The organism is Pseudovibrio flavus (assembly GCF_009711345.1).
GTDB lineage: Bacteria > Pseudomonadota > Alphaproteobacteria > Rhizobiales > Stappiaceae > Pseudovibrio > Pseudovibrio flavus.
Genome location: NZ_SMMA01000052.1, coordinates 45,150 through 63,531 on the forward strand (window position 1 = coordinate 45,150; position 18,382 = coordinate 63,531).

16 protein-coding genes are annotated in these 18,382 nt (G+C 51.6%); 7 read left to right on the plus strand and 9 right to left on the minus strand.

What is annotated here, in order from left to right; all coding sequences use genetic code 11:
* Positions 1-244: 244 nt before the first annotated feature.
* Positions 245-916: a pseudouridine synthase gene (locus tag E1162_RS03490; RefSeq protein WP_257098634.1), complete on the minus strand. Its 672-nt coding sequence runs from the start codon at positions 914-916 to the stop codon at positions 245-247.
* A 230-nt stretch (positions 917-1,146) separates the two neighbouring features.
* Here E1162_RS03490 and E1162_RS03495 point away from each other — a divergent pair, with 230 nt between their 5' ends.
* Entirely contained in the window at positions 1,147-1,431 is a 285-nt protein-coding gene (locus E1162_RS03495) for an SCP2 sterol-binding domain-containing protein (protein ID WP_155126865.1), read from the plus strand.
* A gap of 65 nt (positions 1,432-1,496) precedes the next feature.
* Here E1162_RS03495 and E1162_RS03500 read toward each other — a convergent pair whose 3' ends face one another.
* Complete coding sequence (locus tag E1162_RS03500) at positions 1,497-2,147, minus strand: TetR/AcrR family transcriptional regulator (protein WP_155126868.1); 651 nt, start codon at positions 2,145-2,147, stop codon at positions 1,497-1,499.
* A 93-nt stretch (positions 2,148-2,240) separates the two neighbouring features.
* Between E1162_RS03500 and E1162_RS03505 the strand changes: the two genes are divergently transcribed.
* Both E1162_RS03505 and E1162_RS03510 read left to right on the plus strand, forming a co-directional pair.
* Positions 2,241-3,047, plus strand: a complete 807-nt coding sequence (locus tag E1162_RS03505; protein ID WP_257098635.1) for a LuxR C-terminal-related transcriptional regulator — start codon at positions 2,241-2,243, stop codon at positions 3,045-3,047.
* Between the two features lie 195 nt (positions 3,048-3,242).
* Positions 3,243-3,857: a hypothetical protein gene (locus E1162_RS03510; protein WP_155126874.1), complete on the plus strand. Its 615-nt coding sequence runs from the start codon at positions 3,243-3,245 to the stop codon at positions 3,855-3,857.
* Between the two features lie 19 nt (positions 3,858-3,876).
* Here the strand turns inward: E1162_RS03510 and E1162_RS03515 are convergent, their stop codons facing one another.
* From E1162_RS03515 to E1162_RS03540, 6 genes are all read right to left on the minus strand, one after another.
* The gene (locus E1162_RS03515) at positions 3,877-4,296 is read right to left on the minus strand and encodes a Fur family transcriptional regulator (protein WP_155126958.1); all 420 of its coding nucleotides are present in this window, start codon (positions 4,294-4,296) and stop codon (positions 3,877-3,879) included.
* Between the two features lie 6 nt (positions 4,297-4,302).
* Positions 4,303-5,115: a metal ABC transporter permease gene (locus E1162_RS03520; protein ID WP_155126964.1), complete on the minus strand. Its 813-nt coding sequence runs from the start codon at positions 5,113-5,115 to the stop codon at positions 4,303-4,305.
* A gap of 2 nt (positions 5,116-5,117) precedes the next feature.
* On the minus strand, positions 5,118-5,966 hold the full coding sequence (locus tag E1162_RS03525) for an ATP-binding cassette domain-containing protein (protein ID WP_371311794.1): 849 nt from the start codon (positions 5,964-5,966) through the stop codon (positions 5,118-5,120).
* A gap of 155 nt (positions 5,967-6,121) precedes the next feature.
* Positions 6,122-7,297: a mannonate dehydratase gene (uxuA, locus tag E1162_RS03530; protein ID WP_155126878.1), complete on the minus strand. Its 1,176-nt coding sequence runs from the start codon at positions 7,295-7,297 to the stop codon at positions 6,122-6,124.
* Positions 7,298-7,349: 52 nt separating this feature from the next.
* Positions 7,350-8,108: an FCD domain-containing protein gene (locus E1162_RS03535; protein ID WP_155126881.1), complete on the minus strand. Its 759-nt coding sequence runs from the start codon at positions 8,106-8,108 to the stop codon at positions 7,350-7,352.
* A gap of 20 nt (positions 8,109-8,128) precedes the next feature.
* Complete coding sequence (locus tag E1162_RS03540) at positions 8,129-9,934, minus strand: glycoside hydrolase family 2 protein (RefSeq protein ID WP_155126884.1); 1,806 nt, start codon at positions 9,932-9,934, stop codon at positions 8,129-8,131.
* A 958-nt stretch (positions 9,935-10,892) separates the two neighbouring features.
* Between E1162_RS03540 and E1162_RS03545 the strand changes: the two genes are divergently transcribed.
* The 4 genes from E1162_RS03545 (at position 10,893) to uxaC (ending at position 16,303) form a co-directional block, all read left to right on the plus strand.
* Positions 10,893-11,420 (plus strand): TRAP transporter small permease, encoded by a 528-nt coding sequence (locus tag E1162_RS03545; RefSeq protein ID WP_155126887.1) that lies wholly within the window; start codon positions 10,893-10,895, stop codon positions 11,418-11,420.
* Between the two features lie 14 nt (positions 11,421-11,434).
* On the plus strand, positions 11,435-12,742 hold the full coding sequence (locus tag E1162_RS03550) for a TRAP transporter large permease (protein ID WP_155126890.1): 1,308 nt from the start codon (positions 11,435-11,437) through the stop codon (positions 12,740-12,742).
* Positions 12,743-13,265: 523 nt separating this feature from the next.
* The gene (locus tag E1162_RS03555; protein WP_155126893.1) at positions 13,266-14,744 is read left to right on the plus strand and encodes a mannitol dehydrogenase family protein; all 1,479 of its coding nucleotides are present in this window, start codon (positions 13,266-13,268) and stop codon (positions 14,742-14,744) included.
* Positions 14,745-14,884: 140 nt separating this feature from the next.
* The gene (gene uxaC, locus E1162_RS03560; protein WP_257098636.1) at positions 14,885-16,303 is read left to right on the plus strand and encodes a glucuronate isomerase; all 1,419 of its coding nucleotides are present in this window, start codon (positions 14,885-14,887) and stop codon (positions 16,301-16,303) included.
* Between the two features lie 76 nt (positions 16,304-16,379).
* Here uxaC and E1162_RS03565 read toward each other — a convergent pair whose 3' ends face one another.
* A complete protein-coding gene (locus tag E1162_RS03565) occupies positions 16,380-18,206 on the minus strand; it encodes an AMP-dependent synthetase/ligase (protein WP_155126896.1) in 1,827 nt (608 codons plus the stop codon).
* Positions 18,207-18,382: the final 176 nt, after the last annotated feature.

The window sequence follows — 18,382 nt, forward strand, 5'->3', positions numbered from 1 at the left end:
TGATCTATATCAAAACAGAGTTGATATATGAGAAATTGTTAATTTAACCGATTTAGTTCAAGAACTAATCTATCTCAAATGTGTAAAAACGCCTTAATTGCATACAGGCGGAAACAATTCCAATAACAAATTAGTTTGTTATTATTTAATTACGCACGTACATATACCTAGTTATTGCAGAAAACTGGTATACATTGTTATATAACGACACTAGGGCGCAATACTTATTTGTAATTTTTAGGTGTTACGAAAACTCTGCAGCCCGTGAAAAGCTCATCCAATCTCCTCCAACGGGATGATGAAACTCTAACGTCTCAGCGTGCAGTTGAAGGCGATCAGAATACGCAAGCGCGTCTCCATCCGCATAGAAGCGATCACCGACAATCGGGTGCCCAAGCGATAAAAGATGGACTCGCAGCTGATGAGAACGACCCGTTATAGGGTGCAGTCGCACAAGGGTCGTTTTTTCTTCACGCGCAATAACCTCCCAGTCCGTTTGGGCGGCACGGCCATGTTCAAAACAAACCATCTGCTTCGGGCGGTTAGGCCAATCGCAGCGAAGCGGCAGATCCACCCTGCCCTGATCCTCTTCTATGTGGCCATATACTCGCGCAATATAGGTCTTGCGGGTCTTTCTCCGCTCGAACTGAAGCCCCAAATGACGGTGCGCTTCACGGTTCATCGCCATAACAATTACGCCGGATGTATCCATATCCAGCCGGTGAACCGTCGTAGCTGTTGGGTAGGTTTCGCGGGCACGCGCCTCCAGACAATCGCTATGCTCTGCAGCCTTTCCCGGTACAGTCAGCAAACCGCTCTGCTTGGCCATTACAAGGATTTGCTCGTCTTGATGAATCACATCAAGATAAGGGGACATCGGCGGGTTATAGATGAATGGAAGATCAACAATGCTCATGCCCGCCTTATAGAGCGGAAGGTGGAACAGTCAATATCACTTAGCAGCGCGGGTTTTCGCTGCGAGAGCCCCTTTTAACCCCTGAAAAACCAGACCATCGGATAGGCAAGTTCAGGTCTATATCCAACTTCTGTTTATTTACAGCTTCTAGCGAGAGCTTTAAATTTCAACCTAGCGTACAACGTGGTCGCGGCCGCAAACCGCTGAACCCGAAACTGAAGGATTATCTCATGAGCATTCAAGCCATCGTGGACCAGATCAAGGGCAACGTGGAAAGCAGCGACTTCGACGGCATCATCAAGTTTGACTGCGGTGATGACGGCCTGATCGTAATCGACGGCAACACCATCTCTACCGAGGACAAAGAAGCAGACTGCACCATCGGCGTTGCTCTTGCAGACCTCGAAGCAATTGTAGCAGGCGATCTGGACCCAACCGCTGCATTTATGCAGGGCAAGTTCGACATTGATGGCGACATGAGCCTTGCAATGAAGCTCGGCCAGCTGATGGGCTAAACCTAGCCTTCATTGGAAACACAGAGCCCGGGAACAAACCCGGGCTTTTTTGTTGCTGGAGTGCTTTAGTTCGGCGATTTAGAGAACTTCGGCGCCAAGAGCAGATCCAGAATTTCGGCCCATTCCTCGACCAACCTATCCATCTCTTGTGCATCGCGGAACATCGCATCGTAAGTGACGAACCCGCAAAGCATGCTGCGCGAAGCTGTAATCAACACGCGCGTAACCGCAGGCCCATAAACACTTTCTGGAAACAACGCGATGACACGTTCATCAGCTTTGCGGCCATAATCCTCGACAACCGGCTTTAAGCGATTGCGCAGGCTATCATCGGTTCTGGCACCAACCATTATCTCCAGCATTGCAAGGAATTCCGGCGAGCGCATTTGATTCGACCACCACACCTTCGTCATGTCGGAGATGCGGATATTCTCCCGCCCTATTTCCTCAGCCCATTCCAGAGTGAGATTCAAGGACTTGGTGAGGATCTTGTCCATCACAAAGACCATCAGATCTTCTTTGGTAGGAAAGTGATGTTGCAGCGCACCCTGTGAAAACGAACTCTCCAGCGCGATTTTTTTAATAGATGCGCGATGATAGCCATTTTTGTGGAGGCAAGAGATAGCCGCCAGCACGATCTCTCGCCGCATTCGATCACTCTTACGCTGCTGATGAGATTTTGCTTCCAACGGTTCCTCTGTAATGCGTTCGACCATTTTCCCTCACATGACGGCTTGTAAAAAAACCGTATGTATGTATTGTTTCTTCATCTACGGGTTATAGCGTAGTTTTGAGGGAGGATGACACCAATGTTTCAGGAAAGCTATAGGATCAATGGTCCAATGGCTGACAAGCCATCAGCTGCTACAGTAATTATTGCTGACCAGCATCCAGCGTTCGCACAGGCGCTTGCCGTGCTTTTCCAGCGCGATGGTTTGGCAACCAAGGTGTTCACCACTCAAAGCTTCTCAGAACTGCAAGACTTGGCCTGCGCGCACAGCGGCAGCACTGTTCTTGTAAACCCGTCCCTCGAAGGCGCTCCGGGTCTGACAACCGCGTTGGCTCTGCGTGAAAAGGCTTCGATCTCCAAGCTGATCATTTTGTCTGATAACGACAATCCGGGCCTTGGCGAGTACTTCATCAATCACGGTGCCCATGCATCCATCTCGAAAACAGCGGACTTCGAGATCTTTGTACAGGTTCTTAAGCTGAAGCATGCTGGCGTGGTGTACCCGCATAGTCAGCCAGAAAGTACCTCTCACTTTACGCTCGACTTTTACGAGGGCTTGGCAAGCCTGACACGTAGACAGGCAACTATCCTGCGCTACTTGAAAGAAGGCAAGCTGAACAAGCAGATCGCTCACGATCTGGGCATCTCCGAAGCGACCGTGAAGCACCACGTTTCTGCGTTGCTGAGCACCCTTGGCTTTTACTCTCGAAGCCAGCTGGTTGCCATGATCAACGCAATCGGTATCAGCGTCGATTACCGCCCCGGCTCGCGTGCAAAATCCAGCCAACGCCGCACGAGCACCCCTGCGCGTTTGATTTCACCAAGTTCTATCCAGTCCCTTAACATGGCCCAGTCACACCGCGCGGAGCTGGCAGCGGCCTGTTAAGTCCATTCTCCCATGCCATGATGGCAAGACTTGCCCGCGTTTCCTCGGAGGCGCGGGCTTTTTCGTTAAAACCACTGGGACCGATTTGACACAGGTTGAAATCAACCATTCCAAACCCTGCAGAACCTTGGATTGTTGCCGAGAAAGATTGGCCACTACTATTCCCGAGGAACAACAAACTGCCTTGGACTGGAAATGCCTGGTTTCTCGCCTCAGATCGCTGACTTAAACGACCCCATTCCTCTTGGAAAAGAGACAATTGAATCAATCGAGGTTCCTGCCCGCCTACTGGTTGCGGCAAATACATTGGTGTGGGTGGGCCCCATCCCCGACCTTCAAATCCTGACAGACTTTCAAAAAAAGTCAGGTGCCTTTGTACTCTCATTAGATACAGGCAAACCAAGCCCTCACCATGCAAATGAATGGGCAAGAGAGTTTTTTGATGGAACTCATGCTGTCGAACTGCCCGTTCGCTCGCGGTATCACGACAACTGGTCTACGTTCGAAATTGGCGACATCGTCGCAACGCTGCCATTTCCGCTGTTTATGCGCTTGAACTCTATTGAGGATATGAGTAGCCACCTAAGCAGCATCGTTCCCTATCTTGGAAAGTTTTGCGGCCTTACTCTTCCCAGAGCGTGGGAGGCAATTGCGCCAGGCCTTCAAGAAGATCTAGCACTTCACTTCACGCCTATCAGGTTTCAGGCGGCGGCGTGTGCCAATGCAAAGGCGGGGGGAACAACGCTTGTGGCGCACCGTTTTATAGAGCCGATAGAGACAGATGCGGGTAATGGATTTCCCATCAACTGACCCTAGCAACTAACAAGGGCTAACAGCAGGCTTCAGCAGCCTCGTTTTCGCGGCAGGTTTTACAAGTACCACGCACTTCAAGCGCAATACCTGAGCGCACGAACCCTGTCTCCTGCGCCCAATTATCCAAGTGGAGAGAAACAACGTTTTCCGGCAGTTCCTGAACGCCATTGCAGCTTGAGCAAATAGCAAAACCAACTGTCTTGTGTGTGTGGCAGTCAGGTTGAACACAAGCGACGTAGGCGCTCATACTCTCGACTTTATGAATGAGCTTCAACTCCATGAGCTTATCGAGAGCGCGGTAAACCTGCAGCGGAGCCTTCACACCATGGGGGCGCAGCTCTTCCAGAATAGCGTAGGCGCTTAGCGGCCCCTCGGCACTTTTAAGCGCTTCGACAACCAGCTTCTGGTTTTTGGTCAGTTTATGCGTTTCCACCATCACTGCTTACTTTCTGCCCGCTAACCATCCATGCTTGATATGTCCGGCTGCCATCGCTGCCAAAAAGAGCAGGAGCGCCGCAACGACGATGGATGGTCCAGACGGACTATCAAATTGAACAGACCCCCAAAGCCCCAAGCTAACGCTTATCATACCCGCTATAGAGGCAACAGCCGCCATACCTTCCGGCGTAGCAGATAACCACCGTGCCGTTGCGGCAGGGATAATCAGCATGGCAGTGATCAGCAAGATACCGACGATCTTCATCGCAATGGCGATTACGCAGGCCATCAGCAACATGAGTACAAGCTGTGAGGTTTCAGGCTTCAACCCTTCCGCCGCCGCAAGGTCGTTGTTGACTGTGGCAGCTAGCAGTGGTCGCCACATGGCAACGATAATACCAAGAACCGCAGCACCACCGCCGAATATGAGAAGCAGATCAGAATGGGAAACTGACAGGATATCGCCAAACAACAGCCCCATCAGGTCAAAGCGTACCCATGTCATAAAGGCAACCAAAACCAACCCGAGGGCCAGTGCAGAATGTGATAGAATGCCAAGCAGCGCATCCGTCGATACTGCCTTACGGCTCTGCAATGCGATGAGACTCAACGAAACAATGATTGCCACGCAAAACACGCCTAGCATCAGATTGATATCGAGAAGAAAGGCAAGCGCAACACCAAGGAGCGCCGAATGGGCCATCGTATCGCCGAAATAAGACATACGCCGCCAAATAACAAAGCAGCCCAAAGGTCCGGCGGTTATCGCCAGCCCGAGACCCGCGACGAGAGCGCGAACAAGAAAGTCATCAAACAAGCTCATGCCCGATCCCCCTGATTGTGGTTATGGTGGTGTCCATGATCGTGATCATGATTGTGGGAGTGCCCCTCCCCTTCTTCATCACCACAGCCGCAGCAATTGTCATGAACAGAGCCGTCAGAGCGCATAACGCGGCCATCTGGTAGATGTGAGTGATCATGATGGTGGCGATAAATGCCAATTGGCGCGCCAAGCGTTCCGAAAAGGTTTTGGAACTCAGGCGATACAGCAACCTCTTCTGGCCTACCTCGGCAACACACATGCCCGTTGAGGCAGATAACTGTGTCTGTCTGAGCCATAACAATATGCAGGTCGTGGGAAATCAGAAGAATGCCGCAGTTGAGCTGATCACGGATGCGGCCGATCAACTCGTAAAGCGCAATCTCTCCGGAAAAGTCTACGCCCTGTACGGGCTCATCAAGAACAAGAAGATCAGGTTTGCGAAGATAAGCACGAGCCAACAACGCACGCTGAAACTCACCGCCTGACAACTGTTGAACCCCGGAATGCTTGAGATGGGGAATACCTACCATCTCCAATGCTTCTTCGACTTCACCCTTTTTCGGGCTACCAGTTAGCGACATCAGCCGCTCAACAGTAAGAGGCATGGTCCAGTCAATGGCGAGCTTCTGCGGCACATAGCCAACGGTCAGGCCGGAGCTGCGTTTTACTCGCCCCTCGCTGACAGGCATTACCCCGAGAGCTGCCTTGGCAAGGGTGCTCTTACCAGCGCCATTCGGACCAATCAGCGTAACGATCTTTCCGCGGTCTATCTGCAAATCAACATTGCGGATCAGCCAACGCCCTTGCCGCTCAACGCCAACACCCTCAAGCTCGATCAATGCCACTGTTCGCCAATCCTATTCCGCGCCTGCTCTTTGGTCTCACCCAAAACAACTAGAACCAATGTAATAATATAACAAGTCAAGAAAAGGCGAAGGGGTTGCTATAAACAAAAAAAGGGCCGGAAAATCCGGCCCTTTCTTAGGAGATTGGCTTCTGCTTAGCGCAGAGTTTTAACTGCCAGTTCAACGCCGCGCAGCTCTGCCAGACCGCGAAGACGGCCAACTGCTGGATAACCAGGAGCGGACTTCATCTTAAGGTCGGAAAGCATTGCGTGACCGTGGTCAGGACGGAATGGGATCAGATCTTCCCAACCGTCGGTACGGCGGCGGTCTTCTTCGTCAACCAGCGCAGCAACAACGCCAACCATGTCGAAGTCACCAGCAAGGTGGTCAGCTTCGTGGAAGGATGCTGGGTTTTCTTCACGCTTGGTGGAGCGCAGGTGTACGAAGTGGATGCGGTTGCCGTAACGCTGGATCATGCCAACCAGATCGTTGTCTTCGCGTACGCCAAGGCAGCCGGTGCAGAAGGTAAAGCCGTTTGCGATGTCATCAACTGCTTTAGAGATGAACTCGTAATCATCTTCGGTAGAGCAGATGCGTGGCAGGCCGAGAAGTGGACGTGGTGGATCATCCGGATGGATAGCCATCACAGCGCCTTCTTCCATACATACAGGGATAACTGCCTGCAGGAACAGAGCAAGGTGCTCACGCAGTTTCGCGTGGTCGATGCCTTCGTAAGTTGCCAGGTGAGCTTTCAGCTGCTCAACGGTGTAGCTTTCTTCAGAGCCTGGGAGACCAGCGATGATGGTCTTGATCAGGTTCTTCTTGTCTTCGTCAGACATTGCATCGAAAGCTGCTTTCGCGCGTGCCTGTTCGTCAGCGGTGTACTCAGCTTCTGCACCTTCGCGCTCTACGATGTAGAGGTCGAATGCAGCGAATACGTCAGCGTCGAAACGAAGGCAGGTTGCACCGGTTGGCAGTTCGTACGCGAGATCGGTACGGGTCCAGTCCAGCACAGGCATGAAGTTGTAGCAGATCTTGGTGATGCCACAAGCAACGAGGTTGCGGATGGACTGCTTGTAGTTTTCGATGTGCTGTTCGAAGTTACCAGTACGGGTTTTGATTTCCTCGTGTACTGGAACAGATTCAACTACAGACCATACGAGGCCAGCAGCTTCGATTTCAGCTTTACGTGCTTTAATGTCTTCGATCGGCCATACTTCACCATTTGGAATGTGGTGAAGAGCGGAAACGATACCAGTTGCACCAGCCTGACGAATGTCAGCAAGGGTTACTGGATCTTTAGGGCCGTACCAGCGCCAGGTTTGTTCCATTTTCTTACTCTTGGTTCACTTTTTTTATAGTCAGGTTTCAAAAACCCGGTTTTTAGCCGCCGCGCACCTCAGCCAAAGGATCGGCATCAAAAAGGTACGCGTCAAAGGACGGATCGTCCACGTCTGATAGATCGAGAAGCGTCAGCCGTACATTCTCTAGGTGTTGCCACATGGACTGTCTGGCAAGCTGGGGATCCCGGCACTGAATGGCAGTCAGAATATTCTGATGGTCATCCAGCCACTTAACCTGATAGCCCCTATCGAAAATACGGGTATGTAAGGTCTCCCACATTCGGGATCTCTTACGTAAGCTCCAAAGCAAATCGACAGATTCAACTAGAACTGTGTTCTGCGTTGCCTCGGCAATCTGCCGGTGAAAGAGCTCGTCGGCAGAATATCCGCCGAGCGTTTCCTGCATATCGGCTCGCTCCCGCTCCAATGTTTCCCGCATACGCAAAATGTCGGCCTTCGTAACCATCGTAGCGGCAAAAGCTGCTACGTTGCTTTCGATGAGCTGACGCGCCTGCAGAAGCTCGAACGGGCCAATATCAGGTTGCTCTTCTTTTCCCTGATCGCCTGTTTCTGGCAAACGGACCACGTAGGTTCCAGAGCCTTTTCGAACATCGACAAGGCCCTCGACTTCCAACATGATCATCGCATCGCGGACGAGGGAACGGCTGACCCCTAACTCGTCAGAGATCTGCCGTTCTGTTCTCAACCGGTCGCCAACAGTATAGACCCCCTTAGCAAGATCATTCCGTAGCGAAGCCGCTACATCCTGATATCGCCGTCTGTTGACTTCCACATTCATTCCCAGTTGTTTCCTAAGTTTTAGCCCTTCGCAGAGGCCTTCAGTTCAGCATAGAAGTCAGAAAGCAGCTTGAAGGCTGTCTTCTTGGTCTTCTTGTCGTTAGCAATCAAACCCTTACGGTTCCAACCACGCTGATACATGTTCTGACGGCGTTCCACTCGGAAGTCATAAAGAATCCAAGGGGACATACCCTTCACGAACTCGCGCTCGCGCAGTGTCGCAATCTGTTTACGGTAGACTTCAGCCATGTACTCTTCACTGAAGAAGCCCTTTTCGAGCTTGCCTTCGCCGATGTAGCCATCTGCGCCGGTCTCAGTGATGATTACTGGTTTGCCAGGATCGGAATTGTCGAGGAAGTCGATGAGATCATCGAAGTTCTCTTCGTACCAACCGTAATATTCGTTGATTCCGATGATGTTAATATATTGAGACAGACGATCTTCAATGCGGTTCTTTGCGTGGTTTACCAAGCAAGCAGCAGAAGTCAGACGAGTTGGATCCAGCTCACGGCAAGTGTCTGCCAGAGTCTTCATAAATGCCAAACGTTCGTCAGTGTCCGGGTTCTCGTTACCAACAGACCAGATGATCACAGAAGCGCGGTTACGGTCACGCTTGATGAGCTCGCGCATCTGGTTGTCTGCATCCTTGAGGGTTGCAGGGTTTTTGAAGTCGATTGCCCAGTAAACAGGGATTTCAGACCAAACCAGAATGCCCTTTTCATCGGCCATTTTAGAAGCGCGTTCGTCGTGCGGATAGTGCGCGAAACGCATGAAGTTACAGTTGAGTTCTTTTGCATGAACGAAGCGCTGCTCCAGATCTGCATCCAGAAGAACTTTTCCGGTGAATTCATCGTCTTCGTGAACGGAAATACCGCGCAGGAAGATTGGCGTACCGTTCAGGATGATTTCAGTGCCAACCTGTTCGATCTGACGGAAACCAACGCGGTCGGTAATGCGGTCAGCGCCAAGGGTCGCAACTACATCATAAAGCTTTGGAGATTCAGGGGACCATAGCTCTGGTTTTGCATCCAGAACAACCTTACCCTTACCGGAAGCGTCTACTGCGATATCAGCGGAAATGCCCAGTTCTGCAATTTCAAACTTCACTGGAGCGCTGGTGTCGCCATCAACCTTCACTTCAACAGCAATCTTGGAATAGGTGCTGTCTGGCACAAGGTGCACGAACATGTCGGTGATGATGGTCTTAGGCGTACGGTACAGCTCTACTGCGCGGTATACGCCACCGTAGTTGAACCAGTCAGTGTTGCGCATAGGAACACGATCGGTCGTACGGGTGTTGTTAACCACCAGCATCAGCCAGTTCTGACCGGTTTTGATGTGGTCGGACAGTTCAACGTTGAACGGAGTGGAGCCGCCATAGTGGTTTCCGAGGAACTCACCGTTCAGGAACACTTTACAGTCGTACTGTGCTGCACCAACGCGCAGGAACAGGCGTTCATCTGCGGAAAGTTCATCAAAGTCGAAAGAACGAGTGTACCAAGCGGAGCCTTCAAAGAAGTACCACTTTTCTTTCAGCATGGACCAGCAAGACGGAACCGGAACTGTTTCACCGACATACGGATCATAGTCATATGGCTCAATACGCTCTTCCGCTGGCACTGGCAGCATGGTGTGCCATTTCTGGCGAATACCTGTATCCAGCAAGTCAACGCAGAAGTTCCATTCCCCGTTGAGGCTGGTTGCTTCGCGACCACCCACAAAGAGCAGAGATTCATTGTTCAGGTTTTGCAGGTTGAATGGGACATCGTAGTCCTCATCGTGCAAACAAGCTAACCCGTTCTCTGCACCTTCCATACGCTCAAGCATTGTTTTTTCCCGTAGCTATTATTTATTGTTTGTTTCGCCCGGCGCTTTCGTCTCAACCAAGAAGGTCAAGCCTCCAACAAACTCGGATTTCTTTTTTTAGCTTCCTCGTGTGCAGGCAGTACCGCGCCCCTCAGGAAGTCCATCCATCCGCAGCGCCCTACTCCTACACTGTTTCGCCCCGGTTTCTTCTGCAGAGAAACTCTGCAACTTCCACCGAAGCATTGGGTCTCTTGAACCTCCGCCAGCATTAATGAGCTGATCATTAAGGCCAAGACGCCCAATCTTTATTCAAGAGCACGATCTCCATCGCACTCTCGTCTTTTCGAGTGAGGGAAGACCCAAAAGCCATGACTTCCATGACGGCCCTCGACCAACACTCTTTCGATCTGCTCTCAAGCGCTGCTTCCCGGCGCACTTAAAGGAGCAGAAAACCACCTCACAAATCGCTCGTCCCGCTATCGGTTGACCAAATGCCACAGTCCGGACTGGACTGATTCATTCTTCAAACTGGGGAACCCGCGTTTCAATGCCTCAACGTTACCATTTTTACCCCCAATATAATCGCAATAAACATTACGCAGATTTACCGGAGAACGATGGAACGTTCGCACACATCAAACACGAGTGACTGTGCCGAACTCTTTGTTATTATTAGTTTCCAACCGACGACCACTTTCGCTATCGCTGGCTGTGTGAGCACCACATTTCTATAATTTTCGGCCATTGTCAAACCATTTTATTATATTGGTTGACCAAAACAAGAAAATGAGCGATTAGTAACGTCCATGGAAGCAATGCAGCTTAACTTCAGGACGGATTTCATATTCAAATCCCAACCTAGGTATTCTGCGAATAGCTTGATTCATCAAGTTTGCAAAAATAGATGGAATTGGTCGCCCAGATTTGATTACCATCCAAACTTGGCGGTCTCCGGCGCTCTTAAAACTAGGGAAACATTATGAACGCGCTGACAAGAATAATAAATTACATCCTGAGTAGCATCGTAATCACCGTATTCGCTATTCTCGTGGTGTGCGTGATCTGGCAGGTATTCTCCCGTTTCGTGCTTGGCACTCCAAGTACCTTCACGGACGAATTGGCCCGCTTCATGTTTATGTGGGTAGGTTTGATTGGTGCTGCGTTCACTTTGGGACAGCGTCGCCACCTCGCAATCGACCTGCTGACAGGCTCTCTGAGCGGTCAGAAGAAGCTCTACTCTGACTTCTTCATTATTGCCGCTATCGCTGCTTTCGCTGGTTTCATCATGGTATTTGGTGGCTCGAACCTCGTTGCGAAGACACTCGCTAACGGACAGGTTTCACCAGCTCTTCGTATCCCTATGGGTTACGTCTACGCAGCTATTCCATTCTCTGGACTGATGATCTTGTACTACTGCCTCGATTTTGTCGTCGGCCTTATCAATGGCACCGGCACTGGTCCTAACGACCAGCCTGTAGGCAATGACGAGATTTCAGATTCCGTCTAATAAAGAGATAAAAAATGGAACTTCAAAGCGGTCTCATCCTCTTCGGCGTATTCGCCGTACTTCTGACACTCGGCGTGCCAGTATCTTTTGCCATTGGCTTGGCAACAACAGCAACCGTAACCTTCCTGCTCTCTTTTGATCAGGCTGTGTTCGTTGTTGCTCAGCGTATGGCAACAGGCCTCGACAGCTTCACCTTGCTGGCGATTCCGTTCTTTATCTTGGCTGGTAACATCATGAACCGTGGCGGTATCGCCCGACGCATGATCGAACTCGCGAAAGTTATTGGCGGTAGCCTTCCAGGCGCTCTTGCTCACTGTAACGTTCTTGCAAACATGCTGTTCGGCGCTATCTCCGGCTCCGCAGTTGCATCCGCAGCAGCTGTTGGCGGCATCATGTCCCCACTGCAGAAAAAAGAAGGTTACGATCCAGCATACTCCGCAGCGGTTAACGCAGCTTCTTGCCCAACCGGCCTGCTGATCCCACCATCCTCCACGCTGATCGTTTACTCCCTGATCTCCGGCGGTACCTCCATCGCAACTCTCTTTGTTGCTGGTTACCTGCCAGGTATCCTCATGGGTCTGGGCGTAATGCTCGTTGCTGGTATCATCGCTAAAAAGCGCGGCTACCCAGTAATTCCTTTCCCAACCATGAAAGAAATCGCGTTCAAGACTGCTGATGCATTCCTGCCTCTGCTTCTGATCGTGATCATCATGGGCGGCATCATCGGCGGTATCTTCACCGCGACCGAAGCATCTGCTGTTGCAGTGGTTTACACCCTTGTTCTGGGCTGCTTCGTATACCGTGAAGTTAAGATCACCGAACTGCCAAGCGTTATCCTTGAATCCGCAATCACCAGCTCCATCGTGCTGCTGCTGATCGGCTGTTCCATTGGTATGTCTTGGGCGATGACCTTCTCCGATATCCCTTACGCTATCGCTGAAGCTCTCTCCACAGTTTCCGAGAATCCGATCATCATCCTGCTCGTAATCAACCTCTGCCTTCTGCTGGTTGGTACGTTCATGGATATGACTCCGGCTCTGCTGATCTTCACCCCGATCTTCCTGCCAGTGGCAACGGAACTGGGCATGGACCCTGTACACTTCGGTATCATGATGACCTACAACCTGTGTATCGGCATCATCACCCCACCAGTAGGTAGTGCGCTGTTCATCAGCTGCTCCGTCGGCGGCGTTGCAATTAAGGATATCGTGAAGGCGATGCTTCCATTCTACTTCTCCGTAGTGGGCATCCTGTTCCTGGTAACCTTTATTCCAGACATCAGCCTGTTCCTGCCTCGCCTCCTGCTTGGCTACGCTGGCTAATAGTCAAAATACAAAAGATCCAACTGGCCCTTTCGGGGGCCAGTTGACCTGCTAGAACCAGACAAAAACAACGGAAAGATCGGCATATAGGGAAGACCAACCCTCCGGCCTGCCACACAGGAAGTTTTGATCCCAATGGGTCGATCACTCTTCCACTGGTCTTGAGCTGGAACGCTCCACTTCTCTCCAAATGCTCTTTTCCCAATACATCAAGGATCCGGCCATAAATCGGCCAGAAGCACTGGGTAAACCGCTACGTACTAAGGGATACACCGCTCTTTGATGCACACAGATTCTGCCGTAAATGGAGCGACGGCTACCATACCAGACTAGCGATTCGTTCTGCGACCTTCGCGTACAAAGTCGAACTTCAGCAGCACGCACCACTAGTTAAATAGGGACAAAACGCCCTCGAACTACATTGTAACCAAAGCAACAACGAAGCTCTCGTTTTCGGGAGAGGACCTTTTTGCGAAGTTACAAAGCTTACTTGCACTCAAAACGAGTACCAAAGGCCACCAAAATGACTGAAGCATTCAAAAAACTCGATCTTGCTGCTCTTCCTGCAAGCGTAGAACAGCCTTCTTACGATCGCTCTGCTCTTAAGCCACGCATTGCACACATCGGCTTCGGCGCATTTGCTCGCGCTCACACCGCGATGCACCTGCATGAAACACTCGCAAAAGGTGGCGGCGACTGGGGTATGCGCGTAATCGAACTGTTCGGCACCGCTGACCTTTTCGACAAGCTCGCAGAAAACGACCACCTCTACACTCTCGTAGAAACCTCTGACGCTGGTACCGAAACCCGCCTGCTCGGCGCAGTTTGCGACACCCAGCACATTGCTCGTGATGGCGTTGAAGCGATCATCAACGGCTTTGCTGAGCCAGATCTGAAGATCATCTCCCTTACCGTGACCGAAAAAGGTTACTGCGTAAAGAACGAGCACCTGGACACCGACAACGCTTGGATTCAGGAAGACCTTGCAAACCCTTCCTCTCCTAAGACCGCTATCGGCCTTATCGTTGCAGGTCTTGCAAAGCGTCGTGAACTGGGCAACGGCCCAATCACCGTTATGTCCTGTGACAACCTGCCAAACAACGGCGTTCTAACCGGCATTTCCATCCGTGAATTCGCTGCGAAAGTTGACGCTGATCTGGCAGCATGGATCGAAGAGAACGTAACCTTCCCTTCCACCATGGTTGACCGTATCGTTCCAGCTCTGACCGACGAATCCCGCGCGATCGTTAAAGAGCAGCTCGGTGGTCAGGCAGATCCAAACGGTATCGTTTGTGAACCTTTCCGTCAGTGGGTTGTTGAAGACAACTTCAAAGCTGGCCGTCCTCAGTGGGAACTGGCAGGCGCACAGCTCGTAGCAGACGTAGAGCCATTCGAAGAAATGAAACTGCGCACCCTTAACGGTTCGCACTCTTTCCTCGCATACCTCGGCTTCCTCGGTGGTAAGGAAACCATCTCTGACTGTATGGCTGACCCAGTCTACGCAGCAGAAGTTCGCAAGCTGATGGTAAACGAGCAGATCCCTACCCTGCACGTTCCAGAAGGCGTTGACCTCATCGGTTACGCTGACATGCTCTGCAAGCGTTTCGCTAACTCCCAGCTGAAGCACCGCACCTGGCAGATCGCTTCTGACGGCACCCAGAAAATGCCTCAGCGTTGGTTGAACTCTGTTCGCTTCCACATGGAACAGGGCACCGATCACCGTCACCTGATCCTCGGCGTTGGTGGCTGGATGAACTACATCCGCGCTGACCGCAACGGCGAAACCTACGAAATCCAGGATCCTATGAAGGACGTACTGGCTGAAATCGTAGCGAAATACGGCGACAACCGCGAAGCATACGTAAACGCTCTGCTCGCTCTGGACGCAGTATTCCCTGCTGATCTGGTTGCTAAGGAAGAATTCACCAAAGCAATCCACGCGGCATACGCTGAAGTAGCAGACAAAGGTGCAGCTCAGGCTGTAGCTGATCTGGCTAACTAATCATCAGAGTAATCTGATAGCGCCAGCCGACCCGACACCGCAACAATAGTCGGGCCGGTTGGCCTTCTTTCAAAAAAGAGAATGGAGCAGAAAGCTCCCCATGCAGGGCGCGAATGCTCCAACGAACAAGGGCACGTGTCATGATGCAGCCATTCCTTGGAAAAGACTTCCTTCTGGAAACAGAAGCAGCCCGTAAACTCTACCACGAGTTTGCCGCAGATCTCCCGATCGTCGATTACCACAACCACCTCGACCCGCGTGCTATCGCTGAAGATCATCAGTTTGAAGATATCGGCTCTACATGGCTTGCTGGCGACCACTACAAGTGGCGCGCAATGCGTTGGGCAGGTGTTCCTGAAAGCCACATCACCGGCAAAGAAACCAGCTTCCGCGAAAAGTTCAACGCATATGCTGAAGCAATGCCGAAGTTCGTTGGTAACCCGCTGTACCACTGGTCTCACCTTGAGATGTACCGCTACTTCGGCCTGAACGGCATTGTTCTGTCTTCCAAAACCGCTGATCTGGTTTGGAATGCATGTAACGAGAAGCTGGCGACCAAAGAATTTTCCGCACGCGGTCTTCTGGGCATGCAGAAAGTTGCAATGCTCGGCACCACCGACGATCCATGTGACGACCTGAAATGGCACAAAGTGATCGCGGATGACGAAACTTGCTCTATGGAAGTACGTCCGACCTTCCGTCCAGACGCAGCGTTCAAGATCAACAAACCAACCTTCCCGGGCTACGTTGAGCGCCTTAGCGAAACTGTAGGCTTTGCAGTAGACAGCTATGACAAGCTGATCGAGGCGCTTGCTCTGCGCCTTGACCACTTCGACGCTCATGGCTGCCGCGCATCCGACCATGGCCTTGACTCCATGCTGTTCGCGCCGGTTCCAGCAGCATCCGAACTGGAACGCATCTTCCAGCTTGGCCGTGAAGGCAAAGAACTGACCATCGACGACGTAACCGCATTCCAGTCCGCTGTTCAGGTCTTCCTTGGCCGTGAATACGCTAAGCGTAACTGGGTAATGCAGATTCACGTTGGTGCGACCCGCAACAACCGTACCCGCCTGTTCAACGCTCTTGGTGCTGACGTTGGTATCGACGGTATTGATGATCGTGAACTGGCTAACCCGCTGAACCAGTTCCTCGATACTCTGGACCAGACCAACGAACTGCCACGCACTGTTCTTTACAGCCTCGACCCAACTAAGAACGAAGTTGTTGTGACCACTGCTGGTAACTTCCAGGACGGTTCAGTAGCTGGCAAAGTACAGGCAGGCACCGGCTGGTGGCATAACGACCAGCTCGACGGCATGGAACGTCAGATGACCGCTCTGGCGCAGATGGGCCTCATCTCCCAGTTCCTCGGCATGCTGACCGACAGCCGCTCCTTCCTGTCGTTCCCACGTCACGAGTACTTCCGTCGCCTGCTCTGCAAAATGATCGGCGAATGGATGACCAAAGGCCATATGCCTGCTGACTACGAACTGGCTGGCAAGATGGTTGCCGACATTTGCTACGGCAACGCTGCTAAGTGGTTCCTTGAAAGCAAATAAGCCCTAGCAGGATACGAAACAAAAAAGCCCCCGCAGCATTCGCTGCGGGGGCTTTTTTATAACTACCAAGACCGCCTTATTCGGCGTCTTTATAAATCGCATCCACCAATGCTGCGTGGTTTTTAAGAACGTCCTTGCGGCGCACCTTAAGCGTCGCGGTTAGTTCGCCGGATTCGATAGACAAACCTTCTTTGATAATCTCAAAGCGGCGCACCTGCTCAACGCGAGCATGACGGCGATTGATTTGCTCGATACCCATCTGAAGCTTATCGCGCAAAGCCTGGCTTTCCATCGCTTCGTGCGTGGTCATGCCCTGCTCTTTCGCAAATCCTTCCAGAACGACTGGATCAATAGCAAGCAAAGCGCTCAGATAGTTTCGGTTATCGCCAACAACAACAGCATGCTCAACAAGCGGGATCTCGGTCAGATCGCCTTCCAGTAGCGCAGGAGAGATGTTTTTACCGCCAGAGGTGACGATGACGTCCTTCTTACGACCTGTGATGAAGAGGAAGCCATCAGCATCAAGGTGGCCAAGGTCGCCGGTCAGCAGCCAACCATCCTGAAACACCTTATCGGTAGCTTCTGGATCATGCGCATAACCGGAGAAGTTTGGAGCACCGCGCACCAGAATCTCGCCATCCTCAGCGATTTTTACTTCCACTCCATCCAGCACCTGGCCAACAGACCCAAAGCGGATAGCACCCGGCTTATTGAAGGTTGTACCGCCACAGCTTTCGGACTGGCCGTAAACCTCTGTAATCACGATATCCAAACGGCTGAAGAACTTCAGAATGCTGACAGACAGTGCAGCGCCACCACTTACGACGGTGTGCGTCTGATCAAAGCCCATCGCGTACTTGACCTTGTCCAGCACCAAGCGGTTGGCCAGTTTTTTCTGAAGATCTAGGAAATAGCCGGTCGGCTTATTGTCGATGTTAAGTGCATGCCAACGCTCGCTCACGTCCATTGCCCAGTGGGCCAGTTTGGCCTTCACACCGGTAGCACTAGCAAGGCGCTCTTCGATACGCTCACGCATCTTTTCAAAAACGCGAGGAACGCCGAAGAAGATCGTTGGGCGCACTTCCTTGAGGTGGTCAGGCATAGCCTGAATACTCTGCGCATAGAAGCTCTGATAGCCATTATCGCAAGCTTGTACGATCGTGCCGCACTGCTCGGCTATGTGAGCAAGGGGCAGATAGGAAATGTAGCGATCGTTTGTATCCAGACAGCGCACCTTCACAAGAGCGTCAGATTCAGCACGAATAGCGCGGTGGCTAAGCTGAACAGCTTTTGGATGACCAGTCGTTCCAGAGGTGTAGATCTGCTTTGCAATGTCTTCTGGGTGGATCGCATCCAAACGGCGATCCAGTTCTTCTTCCAGCTCAGGCTCATTGTCAGCAAGCGCTACAAAGTCTGCCCATGTAATCTGCTCTTCGCCTACAGCCTCGCCGTTCAGGCGAACGATTTTGCGCAGATACATAAACAGCTCTGGATGCGTTTCCAGATCGGCCAACTGTTCTTCAGACTCGATCAAAAGCACTCGGCCTTGAGAGTGACGTAGAATATAGTTGATCTCAGGGCTTGCAGCCGTCCAATAAATGCCGGTTGGTGTCGCACCAATCATCATGGCAGCAACATCCATAATCGCCCACTCAGGGCGGTTATAGCTCAAGATGCAAACGGTATCGCCGGGGCGAACGCCAAGCTTGATAAGCGCTACAGCAGCTTTACGAACCTGCTTGGAGTATTCAAGCCAAGAGGTCGGCTCCCAGCCTGCCTTGGTGCGAACATGATAAGCAGGGTGGTCTTTCAGCTTTTCGACCGTACGCAAGAACGCCTTCGGAATAGAAACAAAACTTCCGTTGTCGTGAGCGGTTACTACGTGAGAACCTTCTGTATTCATTTCTATCCCTTATTCCAGCTTCTATTGTCGGGACCAGCCTTGCAATTCCTGAACTTCGGAGCGTAATACCACTCAGCTCTACGGAAAGAAACTACCTCTCCGCCATTCATGAATCATTCTTAATCATCATTCTCAGAGCGCAATGACTGGATCACACCCGCATGTTGCGCTGACTT